This window comes from Bradyrhizobium ottawaense (assembly GCF_002278135.3).
Classification (GTDB): Bacteria; Pseudomonadota; Alphaproteobacteria; order Rhizobiales; family Xanthobacteraceae; genus Bradyrhizobium; species Bradyrhizobium ottawaense.
In genome coordinates, this window is sequence record NZ_CP029425.2 from 3,893,629 (window position 1) to 3,916,255 (window position 22,627).

The window sequence follows — 22,627 nt, forward strand, 5'->3', positions numbered from 1 at the left end:
CGATTGCCCGTCGCGGTGCGGGCGGCGAGTTGAAGGAGACGCATTTGGACGAGCGACCATCGCCAAAGGCTACGCGAGCAAACCAAGAGTTTTTCGATATCTTGGCGGGTGACATTTTCGCGCGCCTCTACCATGCCTTTCCGGCGCCCACCGACTTGATTCCGGACGGAATTATTCCGGCGCTCGGTGGACAAGAGGAAATTGACGACAATCCGGAGCGCATGCAAGCGCTGTACGGGCACACCGTCCAATGGCTTTCCGATGAAGGATATCTGAGGTTTGGGCAAGCTGCTCATCAGGACGAGGACGACAGTGTAGCATTCTTTGATGTGGTGCTCACTTCGAAGGGCCTGGAAGCTCTCCGCAAAACACCAGGTTCATTGACGGGACCCGGGGAGACCCTTGGCGAAAAGATCGAGGAGACCGCCAAAGACATAAGTTCAGACGCAGCGAAAGACCTGATGAAGCAACTTATTCCCCTAGCGCTAGGCTGGATCAAAGGAATGAGCGGCCTTTGATCGCCCTGAGCCGTCGCCATTTGATCGTCGCGGCGGCTCGTCTATCCAACTGTCGCCAGCGCCCTAAGGCCATAGACAGCCGAAGCTGTGCCGCCTCCAATGGCCCGCAGGCCGAACGACACGTAGTGATATCCGTCCGCTCCTGCCTTTTGATTCATCATGCCTGATGCAGGAATGCGGAGCGTTGCCCCGGTCGGGTTGACGTCCCAATTGTCCCCGACCACGCCGTCGAAGAACATCGCGAACCCGCAGGCACCCGTGCTCGTGTAGTTGGTCAATGTTCCCGTGATTTTCGCGTCGACAACCTCGTCCGCCCAGGCAACGAATTCAGCCTTGGAAACCGCTTTCTCGGTGTAATTGCTCGTTCCGGTGTCGGTTGAAACTCCGTCGACCGCGCCAGTCACATCGCGGCGACCGCGATTGAACCACGACGCAACGAAGCGCTGCGACGCCGTGTCCGCGAACGCAGGTCCAGTGATGACGCGGACTTGACCGACGAGCGAACGCGCATCGTCGCCGCTCTTGATCTCGGTGCCCTCGTTGCCGCTGGTTGTCGAGGTTGCGTGTGCTGTCGTTGACGCTTCGAGGGCGTTGACCACGCCACCCGATTGCGTCGCATAGATGAAATAGGTCGTCCCCGGCGTGAGGCCAGTAGGCGCCAACGATACGCCCGCGTTCGGGACCGAGCAGACTTGGCCGTTAATTCTGATCGCCTTGCCGTTGAACTGTTGCAGGACGACATTCGAACCGGACTTGACCAGCTTGCATTGCCCCGTTGCGCCGGCACCGGCCGCGCCCGTGGCACCGGTGGATCCTGTGGTGCCGGTATCACCCTTGCTCGCCAGGAGCTGCCAGTAGGTCGTATTCGGCGCGGCCTGACCAGAGCCGGGTGTTGCATTGATCCAGATATAGGACGACCCGGCGTCGGTCATGACGTCGCCATAGGAATAAACCGTGGCGTTGTCGTAGGCCCCTGTGAAGTTGAACCCCTTGTAGATGCCGAGGAAGGTCCACACGCCCCCGCTCATCACCCAGACTTTGCCGGTCGACGGCTGGATCGCGGTCTGATCTTCCTCGCCGAGCGAGGGATCCGGCACGGTCTCGTCATCGCCGACGACGACCGGAATCTCACGCGCATTGAGCGCAGTGACCAGCTTGCCGACGGTCGACATCGCTTCGGAGCCAGCGAAACGCTGCGGCGAGACCTGCCAGATCTTGTAGGCCGCGCCGGAAACAGCGCCGCCGCCCCAGGGCGGGATAACCAGATGCGTGGCGTCGGTGACGTCAGTGATGACCGACTGAAAGTTGCCGATTTGGAGAATGTCGCCGGGCTTGACACTGCCGTCATTCCAGATCGTGCCGGAGCCCGTCGCCGTCGTTCCGCCAGCGGAGACGGAGACGGTGCCGGTCGAGTATGAGGATAGTGCGGTCATCGAGATTTTTCCCTTGCTTCAAGAATTGCGTTCGCTTCCGCGCTTGGAAGCCACACGCCGTCGACCTTCTGCCAGGTCTTGCCGGTGGATGGCTGGAAGGCGACCAGACCGATTGCGTCGGCCGGCGGCTCGGTAAGTTCAGGCGGAAGGTTGTGCAGTTCGATTTTCATAGCGACGCTCCTCATTCGTTGTGCTCGCGATCAGGCCATTTCCACCGGCTCCATTCGGCATCCGCACCGAGGGAGTCGAAATCTTGGTCGAGTATCGTCGCATCGACCGGAGGCGCCACGGGCGGTTGCTCGCTCCGATCCCGCCGCTGATTACGGTCGGGAATCATATCTCCCGCCTCTTTTTGGCCATGTGGAAAATACGTACGGTATCAGCGTGGCGGGCGGCGCGGTCGCGGGCCAATTCCTCGCGCAGTTGCAGAACCGTTTCTTGCGAGGCGCCTTCGCCGATGCTGATCTGCCGGTTGTCCTGCATGACCACGGCGGGGCTGCTGTTGCCGGCGGCGCGGCTCATGTGTCCAACCAAGCCGCCATCCGCATAACCGCGCAGGCTGTCCAGATTGGCGACGCCAACGCGACGCACGGTGACCGCGTCCATGACGTATTCGCCCTTGTGAACGATACCGGCCGGTTCGAATTTGCCACCGGAGCCAGTGAAGCCGCCATTGGCGAACATGGGGAACGACAGGCCACCAGTGCCGGCCCCGAGTTCCGAGCCCGACCAAGTTGGGACGCTCCCCGAACCCGCGCCGCCGCCGATCCCAAACAGTGAACCGATGCCGCTCGATGAGCCACCAAAGGCGCTTGCCCACAATTTGTCGGCCGCCATCGACACGAGCTTGTCACTGATCTTGCCGAGGGCATCGAGGCCGGAGGATTTGAAAGCATCCCAGGCGCTCGCGCCGCCGCGGATCTGCTGGCCGAAGCTCGTGAAGAACCCGCGGTTCACGCTCATTCCCTCGACCATGAGCGAGTCGAGTTGCTTGCGTGCATTGCCAGCGTCGTTCAAGGCTTGCTGAAGTTGGGGCAGAGCGGCGCCCGCAACCTTCGCCTGGTCCCCAAGGTCTTCCATCTGGCGCGCGCTGCGATTCAGGGCCGCCGCAAATTCGTTCGGATTCTTTGGATCAAATAGACCCTGCTCTTGCCACATGCGAAGCTGATCCCCAGCCGCCTTTGTGGCGTCACCCATGCGGAAAATGCCGATCTGCGCCATGGTTCAGTGCTCCTCAATCGACATGCGTTGGCCAATCCGATCGTCCGGCCAACGGTGAAAAATCTGCGTCTCGATGCCGTCGGGACTGATGGTGGTCAGTTCGGCATAACCGCCGACGCGGGAATAACCATCGTCCGCGGGCGTCCGTCGCTGCAGATTGATGAGATCGCGCAGCCCGTTCACGATGTCCTCGGGGGCGTCGTCTGGATCCGGTGCGACGAAGCCAGTTGCCGCAACCAATTCATCGGATGGCCATGGGCCAAAGAAGGTCGATCCGACGGGGCAAATTAGATAGGGCCGCAGACCTATACCGCTGCTATCGTGGCCCGGCGTGCGGATGAAAAACAGTGACGGGCAACCACGAAAGAAGCCGGCGAGGTTCAGTTCGAAAGGTCGGTACAGTCGAAATTCCTCGACGATCAACGGCAGCTCACGCGATACGATGCCGATCAGTTCGTCGAAGCTGGAAGCGCGTTTCTGAAGTTCGCGCGCCCCGGTGTCCAGGCCGAACGAATTGCCCCGACCGGTGATCACGGCCGGCCATTCGGGTATCGCGTGAATCTTGGACTTGAATTCAGTGACTGTGCCTTCGTCCAGATACGCCGCCGCGTCCGTTGCGATCAAAATGCAATTATGTTTTTTGGAGGCGATCAGGTTGTTCGCGGTCATCGGTTCGAAGCCTTCCGCTGCTTGTCAACCGTCCCGATGGTCTGCTTGGCCATGGTAGATTTCGTGTCGATTTCCAGGGCCGCTGAAAAGATCGCTTCGAGCAAGTCACTATCGGCGCCGGTTTTCAGTTCGCGCAGCCGCTCGACAGCGTCGTCGCGCGCACGCTCGACGTCTGACGGGCTGCCACCGCTTGCCACGGCGCGGAGCGCCGCAGCTTCGAAATCGAGAACGATCTGTTGGAGTGTCACGTCCGCTCACTCCGCCGCGGACGCGAGCGAGCCAAGCACGTTCAACGCTTCCGGCCCCTGACGCCGGTAAAGCTCGTCGAAATCGGCGCCCGCATCAGTCAACAGCGGATCGACCAACGGCTTGGCCCACACACGGAAATCGGTCGCGTGTGCCACTTCCGCGGCGGCGCGGATCTCCTTGTCGGCCTCGCGAATGAGTTCGTCGGCCATCTCCATCGCGGCCACGTCCGCTGCGATCTTGGCCAGCTCGGCGCCATGCGTCTGCCGAAGCATCGCATTGACGAGTTCGCCGTGAACGCTCTCGGGTACGCCGGAGAGTTCGGCAGGCGCCCTGGCCACCGCGGCGGCGATGTCCGGATGGAGACGCTGCGCGCGCTCCCGCTGCTCCTGCGGGAGGCCGCGAACATAGGCGCGGAATTCTTGATCTTGCAGAACGCCAGCAAGATCATCCTTTTCGCGCCCCGGCAGCTTCGGCAGCGACGACTTGATCTCGGCGCGAAGCTTTCGCAGAGTGACCCGGGATTGTGCGTTGGACTGAACGAGGCCGGCGATCTCGTCTCGCTTCGCAGCCTTCCGGCCGAGGTCGTTCAGGTGTTCCCATTGTGCTGACTTCGCAGCGCCTGCGGCCTTGTCTTTCACGCCGTTTTTGATCCCGAGCTGAATTCGCATGATCTCGCCGACTTGCTTCTGCACAGGGCGAGTTACGTCGAGCTGGTTGATGACGTCGGCGAAAAATTTGGACATTCGATTTCCTCTTTGAGGCTGCGCGGCCGGCGTCGGATTACTTGCGCGGGTCAGCCGGAACGATGGTCGTCACGCCGTTGACGGTGCTCGACATCGGAATGGGCGGCGTGGACGTGTGATGACCGAACGAGCCGTCGGACTCCATGCGGTGCTGACCGCGCTCGGCGACGTGATGACCGAATGAGCCGCCGGATTCCATGAGCGGGGTGTTGGGAACGACTACCTTGGACATTGCGAAATCTCCTTTGATGATTGAATTGGCGCAGGGCCGGCGAGAGGAACGCACCAACCCCGCGCCGTTCAGCCGCTGCTCATGCGGCGGCGGTAAGTTGAAAGTTTGCACTCATGTTGATTGTCAACATCACGCGGCGATAGGTTGGCCGCGCGCGGCGACGTCGCGTTCCCATGCGGCGAGTTCACCGAGGCGCCAGAAGCGAAGACGAGCGATGTAGATTGGGCGAGGGAAGGTGGGGTCGTCTTTGAGGCGACGCTCGACCCACATATGGCTAACGCCGCCATAACGGGCGCGGAGTTGCGTCGTGCGGATCAGGGCGTTGGGATCTTCAGTGGACATGCGGACCTCGTTGTTACTAACAAGGTCTCACAACTCATCACGTCCCGCTATCGAGTGGGACAGAGTGCCATTTCACGTTGACAGTTAGTGTCCGAGCAGAGCGCGGCGGATTGATTTCGCGCTGACGCCAAGTTTCGCGGCGGCGCGCTTGCTTGCTTCCGAGTCTGAAAATCCGCGATCACGCTCTGTCCAAAATGCTTTCCGCCGTTCAGCATCTCGGTCATGTGCTTTTTGATCGGGCGATTTGTATAGAGCCAGGCGACGAGCTATTTCGCCAAGCTCGCGGAGCGCTCCCAAGCGTTCGCCAAGACGATAACCAATGTAGGCCGCCGCCGCCGCATCGCCTTGCGCCAGGGTTCGGCGCAGTTCGTGGCAGGTTTCTGAAGCCCATGCAGCTACGCCATGGATATCGGCGGCGACGCATTCAGGGCGAGCCAAGATGTCCGCGGTGATGGCCTCAACCTCATCTAATAGGGTCTCGACCTGTTGCGGGCGCTGAACCGTCATGCCTGCTCCCTCTGAAACGGGAACACATTGCTGGCGGGACGACTGTTCACCAGATCGTCCACGTAGCGGGCCCATGCGGTGAATGCCTGCGTCTTCTCGCGGAGATATTTGTGCCGAGCGTAGACCCGGGCGACGCCGCGGATAGCGCCCGACGAGTGGTTGACGCAGGCTTCCGCGATCTCGATGGAGAACCCGAGCGCCTGCAAGCCGGAATAGAAGGTCCGGCGCAGGTCGTGCAATGTCCAGGGCTCAAATTGCGCGTTCGCGTCGCTCTTGCGCAACTCGGCAAGCATAGCTTCGTCGAACCGCTTCTTGGCCTTAGATAATCCGCTAATAGGCGTCTCGCCCGTCGTGGTGAACAACAACCCTTTTCCCTTGATTGTGGGAAGGGACTTCAGCAGCGCAACGGCCTGAGGGCTGAGCGGCACAAGATGCTCGCGCCCATTCTTGGTTCGCTCTTTTGGGATCGTCCACAACGGCTCGTTCCATCGGCTGCCGTCGTCGAGAACGATTGAGGTGCCGTGCAAGTCCAGCTCGGTTCGCGGCAGCTCGCGTAGTTCGTCGCGGCGCTGCCCGAGCAGGATCAACCCCTGCACAAGACACCCAAAGGGGTAGCCCTCCCGATCGGCCACTTTCCAGGCGGCGACCAGCTCGGCGGCCGTCAACTTGCGTTCGCGCTCTGTCTCGCGGGCGACGGCATCGAGCGATGCGACCGGGGACGCCTCGCGCATGTCCCGGTCGACGCACCAATCGAAAAAGGTCTTGAGGGTGGTCAGAGTGCGATTGGCTGTCACGCCGCGGCCGGAATCGACCAGTGCGTCGAGCAGCACGATCGCGTCATGCTTGGTGATGGAAGCGAGGGGGCGACCTGACCATTTGCCGAGAACGCCATTCCCGGTCGTTCCCCACTCGCCCGGCTTTTCCGGATCTGCTTTTAGGCCGAAATAGTGGGCAGTGAGCAGGCGGGTAGATTCCCGCAGACCTTGGCGCTTGCGGCCCTTGTACCGCTTCAGGAATTCGATCATGGCCGCGTCGATCGTGTTGTCGCGGACCGCCTCCCGCTTGGCCTCAGCCTTTTCCTGGCGGCGCACATGGGTGGGGTCAATCCCGCGCCGGACGTCCTCGGCGGCGGCCGTGGCAAGCATCCGGGCTTGGCTGGGTGTCAGCGGATGGCCAATCTGCGGCTGAGCCGGGGAGGGGGTGAGCGCCAGCGGCCCGAGTGTGAGCTTCTTAGGCGCGCGCTGGCCGACCTCGTCGCGCTCGACCGGCGAGCGGAAGCGGAACACCCACGACTTGATGCCGGAGGGGTGGACCACCAAGAACAGGCCGGCGGCACCGCCGTCCGACTTCTCATAACGGACCGCGCGCGGCTTAAGCTGTTCGATTGCCAGGTTGGACAGCGCCCTAGTCTTCGCCATGCCGTTACCCCAAGGTGCTCAGGGGTAACGTCTTGGTGCCGTTAGCGAACGTTACCCTGCGTGACTATCATGGCGTAACAATCGCAAAAAATCAATGAAAAACAGAGGAGTTTGCGCGGCCGGACGTTCAGTCTCGTTACGCTTTGTTACGGTATAACCTTCGTCTGGGAGACTAGGGGTCGGAGGTTCAAATCCTCTCGCTCCGACCATTTCAAAGAATCAAATTTTCGGGCGGGTTACCGCGGGCCGCACGTTTGCGGTTGCAACGTTCCGCGAGTGTTGCCTTGACGTCACAGCGTGCAGCGTCAACATGATTTAAGAATTTCGGGCGCGTTGGAATCGCGGAGGGGGCGTCCCGTGAGAAGAGTGCTGGCCGCTGTAGCAGTCTTGGCGAGTGTCGCGTCGGGGGCGGAAGCTGCTGACCAAAGCCCTTCACTTTTCACGAAAGCGCGCACAGCTGACCCCAGCCCGAGCTGGACGGGATTTTATGTAGGCGGCAACGTTGGTGGGGCATGGGCAAACCGGTCCGTGGTTTTTACGAGTGACGCCGCTTCCGCTTTCCTTTTCAATCCCGGAGTTCCGCTTGTAGCTCCGTTTGCGGGGCAGGTTGCTCTCAGCGCTCACGATTTTTCGATGAATGGTGTAACGGGAGGTTTGCAGGCGGGCTACAATTGGCAGCTGGGTGGCAAATGGCTCGTCGGCGTTGAAGGCGACTTGAGCGCATCCAGCTTGCGCGGAAGCGGTCGCGAAACCGCGCCGATTCTGCCCCCAGCTTTCACACAGACCATCTCGGCCGAGCAAAAGATTGATTGGTGGGGCAGTATTCGTGGGCGCTTTGGGGCGCTGGTCTCGCCTAGCGTTCTTCTGTATGGGACCGGCGGCTTCGCTTTTGGTCGGGTGGCGACATTTGACGACTATATCGTAAACGGACCGCCTGGAGGCTTCAGTATCTCCGTCAGCGGCACTTCATTTGCTTGTACAACGGGATTGACGTGCTTCACGGGGAGCAATTCCCGCATTCAGACCGGCTGGACGTTGGGTGGAGGCGGCGAATGGCGCTTTGCGCCTCGTTGGAGCTTCAAGGCCGAATATCTTTACGTTGACCTCGGCAAATCGTCAGTGACGGCCAACGCACTCGCAACGGGTATTGGTCCGAACCTGTCCAGATACACTGCGAATTTCGGCCGGGCGGATTTCCACGTGGCGCGAGTGGGCGTGAACTATCACTTTTGAGCTTTGGAGCAGATCTCCGTAAGGGCCACCTACCTCAAATACCCCACCACCATCCGCGTCGTCTCGTCCACCAGCGTCCGCACCATCTTCTCCGACAGCATCTCGGCGCCGTGCAGCACCGTGTTGTGCGCGATCGCTTCGATCGCGCTGACGCAGATGAAGGTTGCGACATCGAGATCGACCTTGCGCATCTCCTTGCGGCGGCTTTCGAGATAGGCGCGCACTAACGTTTGGATCTCTCGGTTGTAAGCTTCGACGTCTTTGAGCTGGCCGGTGCGTGGGATCTGCTCGGCGAGGACGCGGTGTAGCTTCGGATTGATGCGGTGGGCGTCGATCGCGACGGTGACGAGTTTTCGCACCGCCTTGTCGATCGGCAGATCGGCGACTTCAACGAGCGCGGCGCGGACGATGCCCATGATCTCGTCGTTGTGACGGTCGATCACGGCGGCGACGAGCGCTTCCTTGCTTGGAAAATACTGGTAGAGCGAACCGACGCTGACGCCGGCGATTTCGGCGATGCGGTTGGTGCTGGCCTTCTCAAAACCTTCGCGGACCAGAATGCGAGCGGTCGCCTCGACCAGAGCGTCGATGGTGGCGCGTGATCGCGCCTGCGAGGCATTTTTCCGGGGTTTTGTCGGCGGTTGGCGAGCCACGATCTTGTGATCCGAATGCGAGTAGGAAAAGCGAGCGAATACTCGCATTATATCGGCAGGTGGCGGTGGGTCGGCAAGCCCCTTGTCGCCGTTTCGAAAGTGCCAGATGGGGATGTGGCCATGAGCGTTGCCAGACTAGTGTCGGCCTTGCAGTTCTGCCCGGGCGGTTGCGTGTTCGGTCCACCGGCCCGGCGCGATCCCGCCCCAAGCCTGCAAAGTCGCGTCTTCAACATGCTGCTCGCCCTGCTGCCCTACAAGCAGCAGCTGGCATCAATCGAAGCCGTGCAGGCGCATGTGCAGAAGCTCGCCTTGCAGCCGGCCTCTTACGAGCCGCCGGGCCTGGGGCGCGGCGTCGAGGCGACGCTGACCAAGATGGGCGGCTGGCCGGTCTATTACACCGCGCCGTCGTCGGGCTTCGAGGACTGCAACTACGTCATGTTCCTGCACGGCGGCGGCTTCATCAACGAGATCGCGCCGGCGCACTGGCGCTTCGTTGGCGAGATGACGCGCAAGGCGCGCGTGTCGTGCGTCGTGCCGATCTATCCGTTGGCGCCGCGCGCGACTGCCAAGGACGTCGTGCCGGCAACGGGTGAGCTGCTGCGCATGCTGCTGGAAGACGCCGGATCCGCAAAGGTCACGGTGGTCGGCAACTCGGCCGGCGCTGGCCTCGCGCTCGCTGCCTGCCAATGGCTACGCGATCGCGGTCATCGGCAGCCTAACCAGATGGTGCTGATCTCGCCGGCGGGCGATGCGTCGGTCAGCCGTCCGGAGCAGATTGAGATCGCAAAGCGCGATCCGATCCAGGACATTCCGGGGATCGTCGAGGCCGGGCGGCTCTATGCCGGCGCGCTCGATATCGGCCATCCCTTCGTCAGCCCGCTCAACGGCGCTTTCCGCTGTCTCGCGCCGATGACGATCTTCGCTGGGACTCGCGATCTGCTCTATCCCGACAGCGTCGATCTCGCCGAGCGGGCGAGGGCGGTGGGCGTGCCGGTCGAGCTGCATCTGCTGCGTGACCAGCCACACAACTACGCGCTGATGCCGACGCCGGAAGGGCGCAGGGCGCGTGCGCTCATCATGCGCATGGTGGCTTAGGGGGACGGTGTGACCGTGGTCACAGGGCGCGCCGCCTCGATGGGGCTGGCGCTGACGGTGCTCGCGCGGAGGGCACGGCGGCCCCCGGGCGTTTCCTCGGATCAGTAGTTTTGCGGGGCCTTAGGCGTGGCCCTTGATCTCGTAATGGCCGGGCACGCATTTGTACCGATCCAGGCGCCAATTGGCGTGATAGATCGGATGCTCACCCATCCATTTCGCGAGCGGCGCCTGTGCGCCGATCGCACATTGCATCATCGACATCTCGGGCGTCATGTTGCTGTCGGTCACGATTTCCTCGATGCAACTGCCTGAGCTGGCTGCACTCAGCCGGCAGAGCACGGCAACGACGGTCACGAACATTCCTGTCACCTCATCGGTAGTTTCAGACCACGAAGAGGATGCAAGCGGAGTGCCAGAGCCTGTGACACGCAAACAACACGCTGGCCTGGCCGACTCGACCCAGCGTCCGGAGTCCATTTGATGATTCGGATTGTAAAAAAATGCCCATAAACCGAAGCCGGACAAATACGGGAACCGGGCATTTTTGCCCGACTGTGGCGGCAGCGACGCGGGCGCTCTCTCGCAACGGCCGGGCTATCGCGTGTGCTTCCTGGCGATGGCCGAGCAAGCGCCTCGTCCTTCGAGACGACCGCTGCGCGGTCTCCTCCGGATGAGGCTGATGAACATCGGTGCTCGTTGAAGGTGCTGCCACGCACCGAGTCCTCATCCTGAGGGCCCGCCAACGGCGGGCGTCTCGAAGGATGTGCCGCGGGCGAGGCTGCCTCACATGCACGGACCGCGTGGCAACAGCATCGGAACGGCCAATAGTCCGCGCGCCGAAATAACTGATGCTGAAGATTGCCTCGCCGATCCGCTTTCATTTGCGGATGCGGCGCTGCTACATTTCGTGCGCGCTCCAGTGAGTGCGCGATGACGAAGAAACATACCGACAAGGGAGGGGCCGAAAGTCCCATGAAGGATTTCGCAGGAAAGATCGCAGTCATCACCGGCGGCGGCACGGGAATGGGGCGCGAGCTCGCGCGGCAACTCGTCGCCGAAGGCTGCAATGTCGCGATGTGCGACGTCTCGGAGGCCGCGATGGCGGAGACCAAGCGACTCTGCGAGATCGAGAAGCTGCCGCAGGGCCTGCGCGTCACGACGCATGTCGCGGACGTCTCGATCGAGGATCATCTGAAGCGCTTTCGCGACGAGCTCGCCGAGCAGCAGAAGACCGACAGGATCCACCTGCTGTTCAACAATGCCGGCATCGGCGGCGGCGGCAGCCTGTTCACCAACACGCGCGAGCAGTGGGAGCGCACTTTCAACATCTGCTGGGGCGGCGTCTATCTCGGCGTGCGCACTTTCCTGCCGATGCTGGTCGCGGCGGACGAGGCCCACATCGTCAACACCGCGAGCGTCAACGGCTTCTGGGCCTCGATCGGCATGGGCCAGGCGCACACCGCCTACAGCTCGGCCAAGTTCGCGGTGAAGGGATTTACCGAAGCGTTGATCAACGACCTCCGCCTGCATGCGCCGCACGTCAAATGCTCGGTGGTGATGCCCGGTCACATCGGCACCTCGATCGTCTCCAACTCGCGCAAGGTGCAGAGCGCCGACGGATCGGAGCGACTCAATGCCGACGAGGTCGCGCTGACCCGCAAGCGGATGGTCACGGCCGGCGTGCCGGATGCCGACAAGATGTCGGACGAGGACATCCAGGCGGCGTTCGCCGAACGCGCCCGCAGCTTCCTGGAGGATGCGCCGACCACGGCTGCGCAAGCCGCGAAGATCATTCTCGACGGGGTCAAGGCGGAGCGCTGGCGCATCCTCGTCGGCGAGGACGCTGAGCGACTCGACGAACGCGTGCGCGCCACGCCGGAGCAGGCCTATGACCGCGCCTTCTACGAAAGCTTTACGCAGGAGGTCGGCTGGCGGCTCGGTTGAGACCGCCTCGAAAGGCGCGCCGATATAGGTATGATAATCATCATGGCAAGAGGCGCGCAGGTAATTGTACGTGCCACCTCCTGCCAATGTTCGTCGCCTCATGACGAATTGGAATGTCACGCATGCGAGGGGGCCGTTTCGTTCAAGCGATGGTGATCTCGAACGGCTCTCATTCGGTGCACGGCTGCTTGGTCGGTAAACTGAAATAGTTTACTCAATCGGGGATAACGCGATGATAGAGCGTAGCTCCGATGATTCCCGCATGCCTCTCCGACGACTGGATCCTTTGCCCGGAGCGGGAGGACATCTCCGCTGAATTTACGCGGCTCTTGACCGCGGCCCAGGAGGGCGGCGCCACGATCGCCGAATGCCTGATGATCGCGCGGCAGCTGAAGCGCGGTGACGACCGGTCCTGGCATCGCGAGTGGAAGAAGCTGGCGCAGGCCAATCGGCAGCGCGCCGAGGCCGCGTTCGCGGAAGGCCACATGGCGAGCGCGCAGCGCAACTGGCTGCGCGCCATGAACTACTACGGTGCGGCGGCGATGCCGCTCGACCCGGCCGACGAGCGCCGCTGGGTTGCGGTGCTCGCGATGCAGGAATGCGCACGCCGCTATCTCGCGGCGCGCGGGCCCGCCGGCGAAGTCGTGACCATCCCCTGGCTCGACGGACATGCGTTGCAGGGCTACTTCGTTCCCGCGCCGACGGGAAGCGGACTGGCTCCGACCGTGATCTGCATCGGCGAGCCCGGCCATCGCAAGGAGGAATTCCTGTTCAAGCTCGTGCCGCATGCGCGCGAGCGTGGATTCTCGATGCTGGCGCTCGATTTGCTCGGCGACCAGCGCGACGACTATCTCGACGCGCTGTTGCGGCGCCGGGATCTCGAGAGCGCAATTCCCGGCGTCATGGACTATCTGGAGACGCGCGGCGACATCGATTTCGCCCGGGTCGGGATCATCGCTGACGGCTGGGGCTCGTCCTTCGTGGCGCGCGCGGTGTTGCAGGAGCCGCGGCTCGCCGCCGCCGTCTGCGACGGCGGCCTGTGGGACCTGCACGAGCGGGCCTTCTTTGCCAGCCGATTCGCGATGAGCGATGTCAGCATCGTGCCGGTGCCGCATGCGCCGCTGATGGCCTCCAGCGCCGACTGCCCGGTGCTGATCACGCTCGGCGAGGACGGCTGGCTCAAGGCCGACCGGGCGCGTCAGATCGTCGAGAACTCCCGGCTCGCCAGTTCGGATGTCATGCTGAAGGTGTTCAGCGCGGCCGAGACCGGCGCGGCGCAGGCCCATGCGGACAATCCGAGCCTTGCCAACGAATACATCTTCGACTGGCTCGAATCGCGGCTCGGCACCGCCGCGCGGCGGATCTGAGCGCGGGGCCCTAAAGCATGATCCGGAAAAGTGCGCAGCGGTTTTCCGAAAAGATCATGCTTAAACAACAACCTGAAGCGCGATGACGATTCATCCTGATCGCATCGCGCTTTAGAAGTCGAGTGAGATCCGGACGCAGGCTTTCTGGAGGCGGTTCTTCAGCGTCGCGAGCTTGCCGGTGAATTCCGTCAATTCGTTCTCGTCGAACTCCTGGAAGACGAATTCGCGGATCGTCTTGTACTGCTCGTTGAGGCTTGCGATGTGCTTCTGGGTCTTGTCGGTCAGGGACAGCCGGACCACCCTGGCGTCGGTCGGCGAGGGGCGACGGCGGAGCAGGCCCTTCTTTTCGAGCAGCTTGGACTGGGTGGTGACGAAGGACGGATCCACGTGGAGGAGCTTGGAGACCACGTTGACCGGAATGCCGTCGTCCTTGTCGAGGTCGGAGATGGCCATCAGGATCAGCCATTGCGGGCCGCTGATGCCGAGCGTCTTCGCCCAGAACTGACGCAGTTCCTCCAGATACATGTTGATCGACGATATCTCCCAGGTGAAGCGCCTGATGATATCCAGGTTGCCGATCGAGCGCAGGCGCGCTCCTTCTTTCCTCGTCGCGGACACAGCGTCACTCCCGTGAACCGATTGTTCAGGCCGGTGTTCGTGGAGGGCCATAGTCCACGCAAGCCTGCTCTGACGCAAGTGCAGGGCAGGGTAATTTCGTCACTAAAACTACAAAGATGATCAGCTCAGCGATCGGCTTGGTCCCGGTGTTGCGCGCGGGGCACAGGCTTAGCGAAAACCGGAAAGCTGACTTAATAAAGTATTTTGATTAGCGAACGACGCAGGCATATTGGTGCGCGACGGTGGGGGGTACTCGATCGTCCCGTTGCAGGTGGTTCGCTGACGTTGCTCGCGTCGAAAGCGGGTGTGTCCGAAAGCGGCCGAGCGGATTGATAGAGACGGGGATCTTGGGGGGCCTCACGGTCCGGTCTCCGTAAAATGAGCAACTTGGAGGTTTTTAAGATGAAAGTGGTGAAGAGCCTTTTGCTCGGCACTGCGGCGGGTCTGATCGCCGTCGGTGGAGCCCAGGCGGCCGATCTTCCGGTCAAGGCCAAGGCAGTCGAGTACGTCAAGATCTGCACGCTGTACGGCGCGGGCTTCTACTACATCCCGGGCAGCGACACCTGCATCAAGCTCGGCGGCTATGTGCGTGCCGAAGTGGCGCTCAACGCCGGCGGCAATTACAGCGCCCAGTACAACGGCGTGTTCGCGGCCAACAACCGCCTCACCAACTACTACTCGATGCGCGCTCGTGAAGATCTCAACATCGACACGCGCACCGCGACCGAGTACGGCGTGGTCCGCACCTATTTCGACGCGGTCTTCACCTGGACGACCGGCAGCTATGGCGGGACCGGTTCGGGCACGGGTGCGACCCAGTACAGCGGCACGATCGGCCTCAACGCGGCCGGCACCGGCCTCACCGGCTCGAGCGGCGGCAACATCAACGGCACCGACGGCAATCTCTCCGGCGGCGCGCTCGGCGTCTACTACGCCTTCGTCCAGTTCGCCGGCTTCACCATGGGTAAGGCCGTGTCGCAGTTCGACGCGCCCTGGATCAACTATCCCGGCAACAATTTCGACCAGCTCGTCGGCGGCAGCGGCACCACCAACGGCGTGACCCAGTTCACCTACACCGCCGACTTCGGCCAGGGTGTGACGGCCGCGTTCTCGGCGCAGGACCAGACGCAGGTCTTCCAGACCAACATCTGGAACACGGCGGGCATGTCGACCACCGGCGTTCTCGGCGGTGCCTACGGCTCGAACGACATCGGCGGCACCCGCTCGCCCGACCTCGTCGCCATGGTTCGCGTCGACCAGGCCTGGGGCCTGTTCCAGGCGTCGGTCGCCGCGCATGACAACCATGTCGGCTATTACGGTGCGACCGAAGCCACCGGTCATCCCGAAGACAAATGGGGCTGGGCCGTTCAGCTCGCGTTGGGCATCAAGAACATCCCGACCGGCGCCGGCGACGTGATCAACATCTCGGGCGTCTACACCGAAGGCGCGAGCCGCTACAACTTCCAGGAGCTGGCCGCGACCAGCTACTCGATGTTCGGCAGCTCGAACGCCGCCTATCAGAGCATCGGCTTCGCCGGCGTGTCCGATGCGGTGTTCGGACCGGGCGGCCAGCTCGAGCTGACCAAGACCTACGGCTTCCGGGGTGCCTTCACCCACAACTGGAGCCCGTACTGGAACACGGCGCTGTACGGCGCGTGGGCTGCGGTCAATTACAGCGGCACGGCGAAGAGCATGATCTGCGGCAGCGCGGCGTTCGCCACCCTGACCGGCTCCTGCAACCCGGACTTCAACATCGGCCAGGTCGGTGTCATCACCCGCTGGACGCCGGTGAAGAACCTGACCTTCTCGGCTGACTTCACCTACAGCCATCTCGACCAGAAGTATTCGGGCGTGATCACGACCGGAGCACTGACGGGCGTCGCCAAGCCGGCGGCGACCTACGAGCTCAAGGACCAGGACACCTACAGCATGCTGCTGCGCGCCCAGCGCAACTGGTAAGCTCGAGGTCTTTTGCGATCCGACACGGCCCCGGCGGGACACCGCCGGGGCTTTTTTGCAGGGCCTTCGGAAATCCGAATGGCCCGTGCGGAAGGCGAAGACGAGCTATGCGATTCCGTCGGCCCCGATTTATTTACTTACATGAGTTACTAAGCTATATATCTCTCAGCCAAATACGAAAGTTGCGGCTCTTAGCTTCATGCTAAGCCTCCAGAAACCTCCGGCGATGCCCCGCCGGAGGTTTTTCGTTTTTGGGAGGCACAGCGTTTTCGAGCGAAGTGGATACCGGTTCGCGTCAAGAGAACGCGTCAAACAGATGCTAGCCACGCACCACGCGGGCGCGTGAGTTCGGCCGGTAGGCGAGGCGGCTATGGCCGGCGCAATAGGGCTGAGCGTCGGACGCGGCGTTGCCGCAGAAGCAGAAATCCTCGGCGCCCGGCGTCGAGATCGGCCAGCGGCAGCGGTTCTCGGCCAGCTCCATCAGCGAGCAGCGATTGGCGTCGTCGATCGGACCTGTGGCCACGGGTGCGTCGGCTTCGCCATAGATCGTGGCGAGCATCTCGTATTGCAGCCGCGGCACGGCTCTCGGTGCCCGCGCCGGCCTGTCCTGAACCTTGCGCTCGTCGATGGTGCGGCCGCGCGTGAGATTGAGGCGGGACAGCTTGCCGATCACCGCGTTGCGGCTGACGCCGATGTCGGCGGCGATCTCGCGGCAGGAGAGGCCGGCCTCGAAATGCCGCTTCAGAAGTTCGATGCGCTCGTCGGTCCAGGTTTTCGAGGAATAAGTCCTCGCGGAATAAGTGCTTGAGGAAGACGTCGGCGCAGGACAGGTCGATGAAGACGTTGGTGAGAGAACAGGCATGTGTCACGGTCCCAGGTTGCAGATGTGGCCATCCGCCTTGCCGAGATCCGTCCGCCTCGCATTCGGCGCGCGCTCACGTCCTGCCATTGTCGCGAATCGACAAAAGCCCGTCCTTGATGGCGAGACGGATGCCTTCCTCGATCAGGGTACGTGCGACGCCGGGAACGCTGGTGCCGTGGGTGCCCTGTCTCACCAGCTTCTCCAAATAGGTGATGGTCGAGAGCGCCAAGGTTACGGGAATACGGTCAGTCTCGGCTTTTTCGGTGGCCATGGCGCGAACGCTAGCCTCTTACTCGGGTACATAAAAGTAACGATTAAGACTCTATTTAGGTTCGGGGGTGGAAGTCAAATGCAGGCTGAGCTTGATGCTCAGCACGTTGGAATCGCACGGGAAATTAGACGCGGCGAGGCGCGCCGCGCGGGAGTCCCGGCGGCGTGGCGTCGACAGGTCAGGAGGTGCGGGCCGGCTCAGCCGTGCACGATCGCCTTTTCGATCATGCAATGGATGCCCTTGGCGCCGTTGACGGTCTGGGTCACCCTGAGATCGGCGGCCAGGCTGCACAGCGTGTAGGCGTCCTCACGCGACAGGTTTCGCCGCTCGCCGAGCAGCGCGATCATGTCCCGCAGCGCGCGTACGACGCACTGGTCGAGGTCGGGATCCATCGCCATGGTCATGTAGTGGGTCGCCGTCTCGGCGCGGGGATAGTCGAACTTCAGGTCCTTGCGCAGCGTCAGGCGGAAGCGGCCCTGCAGCGCGGTCTCGATCGCGGTGACGCACACCTCGCCGTCGCCCTGCACGCCATGGCCGTCGCCGCAGGAGAACATCGCGCCCGGCACGAACACCGGCAAATAGAGCGTCGCGCCGGCGCCGAGCTCCTTGTTGTCGAGATTGCCCCCCATGGCGCGCGGGATCAGCGAGGAGATGCGGCCCCAGCCAGGGGGTGGCGACACGCCCATCACGCCGAAAAACGGCTTGAGCGGCAGGTCGAGGCCCCACGGCATGCGGCCGGTCATCCGCGTCCGGTCGAGCGGGATGTTGAGGATGCGGGTCTCGTGGAAATCGTCGGGCAGGGTGCCGGACAGCGGCTTGATCATGTTCCAGCCCCAATCCTGCCGGAGCTGGACGTCGAGGATCTCGACCGCGAGCACGTCGCCGGGCTCGGCGCCTTCGACCGCGATCGGGCCGGTGAGAATGTGGCCGGGCAGCATGCGCTCGTTGTTGGCGTGAACCTCGAACATCTCGGGGGGAATGTGAAACTTGTCGCGGTCGGGCAGCATGTCGGGGCCGCCGCTGATGGTGTCGACCGTCACCTCGTCGCCGCTTTTGATCGTCAGCACGGGCTTGAGCGCGGCTTCGAAGAAGCCCCAATGGCAGGTTTTGGGGCTGGAATGCAGGTGGTGATGGGTCATGTGCCGCGTCCGGTCGCTTTCATCAGGCCGGGCTTGACCCGGCGATCGATCCTCAAGAAGATTTCTGAAGATCGCCGGGCAGGTCAAGCCCCGCGCGGACCGGCCAGTTCATTCCAGCGAGGCTCCCCTGTTTTTCGTCCTTTCCAAGACGCTTGGCACCGCGTTGCTGCCGATCAACTTCATGGTCGAGCTCGGCATCCTGTCGCTGGTGCTGATGGCGACGCGCTTTGCCGCGCTCGGCCGCAAGCTTGCCGTGACCACGCTGGTGCTGCTGGCGCTGGCGGCGTTCTCGCCGCTCGGCAATCTCCTGATCTATCCGCTGGAGTCGCGCTTTCCGGCGTGGGACCCTGCGCGCGGCGCGCCCGACGGCATCATCGTGCTCGGCGGCTCCGTCGACGCCGATCTGTCGGCGGCGCATCGCACGCCGGTGGTCGCGCACGCCGCCGATCGTCTGTTTGCGCCGGCCGAGCTCGCGCGCCGCTATCCGAATGCGCGCATCGTGTTTACTGGGGGGACGGCGAACCTCGTCTCCACTGATGCCAGGGAAGCGGATTACTCCGCGCCGATCCTGGAAAATTTGGGCATCTCGAAAGAGCGCCTCGTCCTGGAACGCAGATCCCGCAATACCTGGGAGAATGCGATCTTCACGAAACAGCTGGTGGCGCCGAAGCCGGGCGAGCGCTGGCTTCTGGTGACATCGGCCTTCCACATGCCGCGCTCGATGGGGATCTTCCGCAAGGCCGGATTCGACGTCGAGGCCTATCCCGTGGACTGGCGGATGGGCGGGCGTGACGATCTCTTCTCCTTCACCAATATGGGCGCGGACGGGCTGGGCCGAACCGAAGTCGCGGTGCGCGAGTGGATCGGCCTCGTGGCCTACCGTCTGATGGGCAGGACCGGCGAGTTGCTTCCGGGACCGGGCAGGGACTAGAACGAGAGTGTAAAACAAGAACACACGGCGCACGATCGCCGGGCCGGAGGAAGCCATGCAACAGCAGAGTGCAGACAGCATCGATCTTGGCGGCCTCGTCGCCGATCTCAACAGCCTGCTGCGGCTGAAGACGACAGTGATCGGCATGAAGCTGTTCGCGCAAGCGGCAGAGATGGAGGCGATCCCGAAAATCCGGCGGCCGAATGCGATCCACACCACCGACCAGATCGTCAGCATGGCCGCGCGCCTGGGCTGGACCGTCGGCATCACGGCCGATGACCTTGTCGGCGCGCAATGCCGCGCGGTGATCGGGCTCGCGCCGCAGGACGAGAAGTGGCTCGCCGGCGAAAATTATGTCGGGGTCTGGCACGGCACGGCGGAGGACGCGCGCAAGCGCCAGGAGGCGCTGGACGTGGTTCCGTTCGGACACTATCAGGCGCTCGCCGTCAGTCCGCTCGCCAGCGGCCGGCTCGATCCGCCCGACATCTGCCTGGTCTATGCGACGCCGGGACAGATGATCATCCTGATCAACGGGCTGCAATATACCGGCTACAAGAAGTTCGAATGGGGCGTCGTCGGAGAGACGGCTTGCGCGGATTCCTGGGGGCGGGCGCTCAAGACCGGGGAGCCCAGCCTGTCCTTGCCATGCTATGCCGAACGGCGCTATGGCGGCGTGCCGGACGAGGAGATGCTGATGGCCTTGAAGCCGTCGCATCTCGCCAAGGCAATTGAAGGCATGAAGGCGCTGGCCAGGAACGGCCTGCGCTATCCGATCCCGCCCTATGGCATTCAAAGCGACGTCCGTGCCGGCATGGGCGTGAGCTACGCGAAGAAGTAAAGGCCAGTCATGAGCTCTGCGAAATTCGACATCGTCGTCTACGGCGCGACCGGATTCACCGGCCAGCTCGTCGCCGAGTATCTGGCGGCACATTACAAGGACGACAAGGCGCTGACATGGGCGATGGCGGGCCGCAGCCTCGACAAGCTCAAATCGGTGCGCGACGCCATCGGCGCGCCCGCGGATACGCCGCTGATCGTGGCGGATGCGTCGGACGCTGCCTCGCTGAAGGCGATGGTGGCGCAGACCAGATCGGTGATCACGACGGTCGGACCGTACCAATTCTACGGTGAAGAGCTGCTCGCAGCCTGCGTTGCACAGGGCACAGACTATTTCGATCTCTGCGGCGAGCCGGTCTGGATGCGCCAGATGATCGACAAGTACGATGCGGCGGCCAAGGCGAGCGGCGCGCGCATCGTGTTTTCCTGCGGCTATGATTCCGTGCCGTTCGAGCTCGGCACATTCTTCGTGCAGGAAGAGGCGAGGCGCGTGTTCGGCGCGCCTGTTGCGCGCGTCAAGGGCCGCGTGCGCGACATGCGCGGCACGCTGTCAGGCGGGACAGCGGCGAGCGCGAAGGCGACCTTCGATGCCGTCGCCAAGGATCTCAGCCTCGTCGCCATCCTCAACGACCATTTTGCGCTGACGCCCGGATTTACCGGTCCGAAGCAGCCGAAAGGCAACAGAGCGGCTTACGAGGAGGATCTGCAATCCTGGGCCGCGCCGTTCATGATGGCGCTGATCAACACCCGCAACGTCCATCGCTCCAACATGCTGATGGGCTTTCCCTACGGCCGCGAGTTCGTCTACGACGAGATGGTCCTGACCGGTCCCGGCGAGAAGGGCGAGGCCAACGCGAAGCGAGTGATGGCGGTCAATGCCGAGAAGACCGGGCCGAATGCGCCGAAGCCAGGCGAGGGGCCGTCGAAGGAAGAGCGCGAGAACGGTCTATTCAACCTGCTCTATGTCGCGATCGCGCCCGACGGCCGCATGGTCCGCGCCGGCGTCACCGGCGACCGCGATCCCGGCTACGGCTCGACCTCGAAGATGATCTCCGAATGCGCGATCTGCCTGCTGCGCGACGCCGCGGACGTTCCGGCCGGCTTCTGGACCCCGGGCGCAGCGATGCAGCACAAGCTGATCAAGCGGCTGCAGGATCATGCCGGGCTGACGTTCGGGGTGGAGGGCTAGCTCGGTGCCGTAGCAACCATTAAAGCACGCCCGATTTCCGCGAGCATGACGCCGTGCTTGCGGCCGTCAAGGCGTGGCCTGGCGGCAGTCGACGTGAGGTGAGACGAGCGCGACGGCCATCCTTGACGGCCGCGGCGCGCGGCGTCGTCTTGACGGCAGGTCGGGACGAAGAAACGGTCGCCTGATCGAACAAAGAAACGAGATCAGGTGACGGACACACTCGCGGTTCTGGGCGGTTCGGCGACCCACGGTGTTCCGCGGGCGACGACGGCGTTGATGATGACGATCAGCTTCCTGGCACAGGCGACCAGCGCGCGCTTGTGGCCCTTGCCGGCGGCGATCAGCCGGCTGTACAGGGCCATGAGCTGCGGATTCCAGCGGAAGGATGCCGGAAGAGCTGCGGTGTAGAGCGCCTGACGCAAGCGCTGGCGTCCGCCGTCAATCCTGCGGGCGCCGACATGCTTGCCGCTGTCGTCATCGTACGGCGCAAGCCCGGTGAGGGCTGCGGCTTGCTCGCGGGTGATCTGACCGATCTCGGGCATCCTGATCAAGATGGCAACCGCGGTCGGCAAGCCGCTGCCGCCAACGCTGTAGATCAGATCGAGCCGTGCGGCGAGATCGCGATGCTTGCGGATCGCTGCCACCAGGGCCTTGAACTCGGCTCGTCTGTGCTTGGCCAACAGAGCGATCTGCTCCTTCCAGAACTTCTGGATACGTTCGTCAGGGCAGCTCTCCAGCCGATTCTTGAGCTTTGCGATGTCCTCCTTGATCTGGTCGATCATCGTCAGATGCACGGCAAAAGGCTGCAGCCGGGGGTCTGGAGCGGGATGGATCTTCTTGACCGCGGCGGTGCAGGCCGCAATCAATGCGGCATCCATTTTGTCGTTCTTGGCCCGTTGCAAATGGAACGTGGCATAGGCGCGGACCTGGATCGGCTGAAACACGATGACGACAAACCGCTGGCGTCGCAGTTCGGCGACCGCCGCCTGCTCGTAACCACCGCTTGCCTCGATCCCAACCCGCTTGACCTTGTGGCGCTTCAGCCACTCCACCAGCTCCTGGTGGCCTTCCGCCGTGTTCTTGACCTGCAGCTCCTCCGAACTGCCATCGAGCGCCACGTCGAGCTTATCTTTGCTGGTATCGATTCCAGCACAGATCGTGTTACGTTTGGCCATCTTCCTCGACCCTCCCTTGTGA

26 protein-coding genes are annotated in these 22,627 nt (G+C 62.9%); 9 read left to right on the plus strand and 17 right to left on the minus strand.

What is annotated here, in order from left to right:
• Nucleotides 1-44 precede the first annotated feature (44 nt).
• Nucleotides 45-518 (plus strand): hypothetical protein, encoded by a 474-nt coding sequence (locus CIT37_RS18645; protein ID WP_152036341.1) that lies wholly within the window; start codon nucleotides 45-47, stop codon nucleotides 516-518.
• Nucleotides 519-559: 41 nt separating this feature from the next.
• On the opposite strand, the gene CIT37_RS18650 is transcribed toward CIT37_RS18645, so the two are convergent.
• From CIT37_RS18650 to CIT37_RS18695, 10 genes are all read right to left on the minus strand, one after another.
• Nucleotides 560-1,951: a hypothetical protein gene (locus CIT37_RS18650; protein WP_095425308.1), complete on the minus strand. Its 1,392-nt coding sequence runs from the start codon at nucleotides 1,949-1,951 to the stop codon at nucleotides 560-562.
• Nucleotides 1,948-2,121, minus strand: a complete 174-nt coding sequence (locus CIT37_RS18655) for a hypothetical protein (protein WP_154694131.1) — start codon at nucleotides 2,119-2,121, stop codon at nucleotides 1,948-1,950. The genes CIT37_RS18650 and CIT37_RS18655 overlap by 4 nt, the downstream gene beginning before the upstream one ends.
• 163 nt (nucleotides 2,122-2,284) lie before the next feature.
• Nucleotides 2,285-3,172 (minus strand): phage tail tape measure protein, encoded by an 888-nt coding sequence (locus CIT37_RS18660; protein ID WP_095425307.1) that lies wholly within the window; start codon nucleotides 3,170-3,172, stop codon nucleotides 2,285-2,287.
• 3 nt (nucleotides 3,173-3,175) lie between these two features.
• Nucleotides 3,176-3,841: a hypothetical protein gene (locus CIT37_RS18665; protein ID WP_095425306.1), complete on the minus strand. Its 666-nt coding sequence runs from the start codon at nucleotides 3,839-3,841 to the stop codon at nucleotides 3,176-3,178.
• Complete coding sequence (locus CIT37_RS18670) at nucleotides 3,838-4,089, minus strand: hypothetical protein (protein WP_095425305.1); 252 nt, start codon at nucleotides 4,087-4,089, stop codon at nucleotides 3,838-3,840. The genes CIT37_RS18665 and CIT37_RS18670 overlap by 4 nt, the downstream gene beginning before the upstream one ends.
• 6 nt (nucleotides 4,090-4,095) lie before the next feature.
• Entirely contained in the window at nucleotides 4,096-4,758 is a 663-nt protein-coding gene (locus CIT37_RS18675) for a hypothetical protein (RefSeq protein WP_152036342.1), read from the minus strand.
• A gap of 112 nt (nucleotides 4,759-4,870) precedes the next feature.
• Nucleotides 4,871-5,065, minus strand: a complete 195-nt coding sequence (locus CIT37_RS18680) for a hypothetical protein (protein WP_095425303.1) — start codon at nucleotides 5,063-5,065, stop codon at nucleotides 4,871-4,873.
• 129 nt (nucleotides 5,066-5,194) lie between these two features.
• The gene (locus tag CIT37_RS18685; protein WP_099421841.1) at nucleotides 5,195-5,407 is read right to left on the minus strand and encodes a hypothetical protein; all 213 of its coding nucleotides are present in this window, start codon (nucleotides 5,405-5,407) and stop codon (nucleotides 5,195-5,197) included.
• An 84-nt stretch (nucleotides 5,408-5,491) separates the two neighbouring features.
• Entirely contained in the window at nucleotides 5,492-5,914 is a 423-nt protein-coding gene (locus CIT37_RS18690; RefSeq protein WP_143279310.1) for a hypothetical protein, read from the minus strand.
• Nucleotides 5,911-7,332 carry a tyrosine-type recombinase/integrase gene (locus CIT37_RS18695; RefSeq protein WP_095425301.1) on the minus strand — a complete coding sequence of 474 codons (1,422 nt, stop codon included), beginning with the start codon at nucleotides 7,330-7,332 and terminating at the stop codon, nucleotides 5,911-5,913. The genes CIT37_RS18690 and CIT37_RS18695 overlap by 4 nt, the downstream gene beginning before the upstream one ends.
• A gap of 366 nt (nucleotides 7,333-7,698) precedes the next feature.
• Here CIT37_RS18695 and CIT37_RS18700 point away from each other — a divergent pair, with 366 nt between their 5' ends.
• Nucleotides 7,699-8,565, plus strand: a complete 867-nt coding sequence (locus CIT37_RS18700) for an outer membrane protein (RefSeq protein ID WP_244439225.1) — start codon at nucleotides 7,699-7,701, stop codon at nucleotides 8,563-8,565.
• Between the two features lie 29 nt (nucleotides 8,566-8,594).
• On the opposite strand, the gene CIT37_RS18705 is transcribed toward CIT37_RS18700, so the two are convergent.
• Nucleotides 8,595-9,218: a TetR/AcrR family transcriptional regulator gene (locus CIT37_RS18705; protein ID WP_038948786.1), complete on the minus strand. Its 624-nt coding sequence runs from the start codon at nucleotides 9,216-9,218 to the stop codon at nucleotides 8,595-8,597.
• 120 nt (nucleotides 9,219-9,338) lie between these two features.
• Between CIT37_RS18705 and CIT37_RS18710 the strand changes: the two genes are divergently transcribed.
• Entirely contained in the window at nucleotides 9,339-10,313 is a 975-nt protein-coding gene (locus CIT37_RS18710; protein ID WP_028141396.1) for an alpha/beta hydrolase fold domain-containing protein, read from the plus strand.
• A 120-nt stretch (nucleotides 10,314-10,433) separates the two neighbouring features.
• Here CIT37_RS18710 and CIT37_RS18715 read toward each other — a convergent pair whose 3' ends face one another.
• Nucleotides 10,434-10,673 carry a hypothetical protein gene (locus tag CIT37_RS18715; protein ID WP_007611067.1) on the minus strand — a complete coding sequence of 80 codons (240 nt, stop codon included), beginning with the start codon at nucleotides 10,671-10,673 and terminating at the stop codon, nucleotides 10,434-10,436.
• 612 nt (nucleotides 10,674-11,285) lie between these two features.
• On the opposite strand from CIT37_RS18715, the gene CIT37_RS18720 reads away from it, so the two are divergent.
• Together CIT37_RS18720 and CIT37_RS18725 are read left to right on the plus strand one after the other, a co-directional pair.
• Nucleotides 11,286-12,257 (plus strand): SDR family NAD(P)-dependent oxidoreductase, encoded by a 972-nt coding sequence (locus tag CIT37_RS18720; protein ID WP_028141397.1) that lies wholly within the window; start codon nucleotides 11,286-11,288, stop codon nucleotides 12,255-12,257.
• Between the two features lie 251 nt (nucleotides 12,258-12,508).
• Nucleotides 12,509-13,624, plus strand: a complete 1,116-nt coding sequence (locus tag CIT37_RS18725) for an alpha/beta hydrolase family protein (protein ID WP_095425300.1) — start codon at nucleotides 12,509-12,511, stop codon at nucleotides 13,622-13,624.
• Nucleotides 13,625-13,735: 111 nt separating this feature from the next.
• Here the strand turns inward: CIT37_RS18725 and CIT37_RS18730 are convergent, their stop codons facing one another.
• The gene (locus CIT37_RS18730) at nucleotides 13,736-14,242 is read right to left on the minus strand and encodes a MarR family winged helix-turn-helix transcriptional regulator (protein ID WP_026202299.1); all 507 of its coding nucleotides are present in this window, start codon (nucleotides 14,240-14,242) and stop codon (nucleotides 13,736-13,738) included.
• A 402-nt stretch (nucleotides 14,243-14,644) separates the two neighbouring features.
• Between CIT37_RS18730 and CIT37_RS18735 the strand changes: the two genes are divergently transcribed.
• Nucleotides 14,645-16,201 (plus strand): porin, encoded by a 1,557-nt coding sequence (locus CIT37_RS18735; protein ID WP_028141399.1) that lies wholly within the window; start codon nucleotides 14,645-14,647, stop codon nucleotides 16,199-16,201.
• Between the two features lie 319 nt (nucleotides 16,202-16,520).
• On the opposite strand, the gene CIT37_RS18740 is transcribed toward CIT37_RS18735, so the two are convergent.
• From CIT37_RS18740 to CIT37_RS18750, 3 genes are all read right to left on the minus strand, one after another.
• Nucleotides 16,521-17,063: a GcrA family cell cycle regulator gene (locus CIT37_RS18740; protein ID WP_028141400.1), complete on the minus strand. Its 543-nt coding sequence runs from the start codon at nucleotides 17,061-17,063 to the stop codon at nucleotides 16,521-16,523.
• Between the two features lie 73 nt (nucleotides 17,064-17,136).
• Nucleotides 17,137-17,334, minus strand: a complete 198-nt coding sequence (locus tag CIT37_RS18745; protein WP_007603456.1) for a hypothetical protein — start codon at nucleotides 17,332-17,334, stop codon at nucleotides 17,137-17,139.
• A gap of 197 nt (nucleotides 17,335-17,531) precedes the next feature.
• Nucleotides 17,532-18,473, minus strand: a complete 942-nt coding sequence (locus CIT37_RS18750) for an acetamidase/formamidase family protein (RefSeq protein WP_095425299.1) — start codon at nucleotides 18,471-18,473, stop codon at nucleotides 17,532-17,534.
• Between the two features lie 163 nt (nucleotides 18,474-18,636).
• On the opposite strand from CIT37_RS18750, the gene CIT37_RS18755 reads away from it, so the two are divergent.
• Genes CIT37_RS18755 through CIT37_RS18765 form a run of 3 tightly spaced genes read left to right on the plus strand, consistent with a single transcriptional unit; the run spans nucleotide 18,637 to nucleotide 21,430 of the window.
• Complete coding sequence (locus tag CIT37_RS18755) at nucleotides 18,637-19,404, plus strand: YdcF family protein (protein WP_161966429.1); 768 nt, start codon at nucleotides 18,637-18,639, stop codon at nucleotides 19,402-19,404.
• A gap of 55 nt (nucleotides 19,405-19,459) precedes the next feature.
• The gene (locus tag CIT37_RS18760) at nucleotides 19,460-20,242 is read left to right on the plus strand and encodes a DUF169 domain-containing protein (protein WP_038948776.1); all 783 of its coding nucleotides are present in this window, start codon (nucleotides 19,460-19,462) and stop codon (nucleotides 20,240-20,242) included.
• 9 nt (nucleotides 20,243-20,251) lie between these two features.
• A complete protein-coding gene (locus CIT37_RS18765) occupies nucleotides 20,252-21,430 on the plus strand; it encodes a saccharopine dehydrogenase family protein (RefSeq protein ID WP_095425297.1) in 1,179 nt (392 codons plus the stop codon).
• 203 nt (nucleotides 21,431-21,633) lie between these two features.
• On the opposite strand, the gene CIT37_RS18770 is transcribed toward CIT37_RS18765, so the two are convergent.
• On the minus strand, nucleotides 21,634-22,605 hold the full coding sequence (locus tag CIT37_RS18770; RefSeq protein ID WP_049801720.1) for an IS110 family RNA-guided transposase: 972 nt from the start codon (nucleotides 22,603-22,605) through the stop codon (nucleotides 21,634-21,636).
• Nucleotides 22,606-22,627 lie beyond the last annotated feature (22 nt).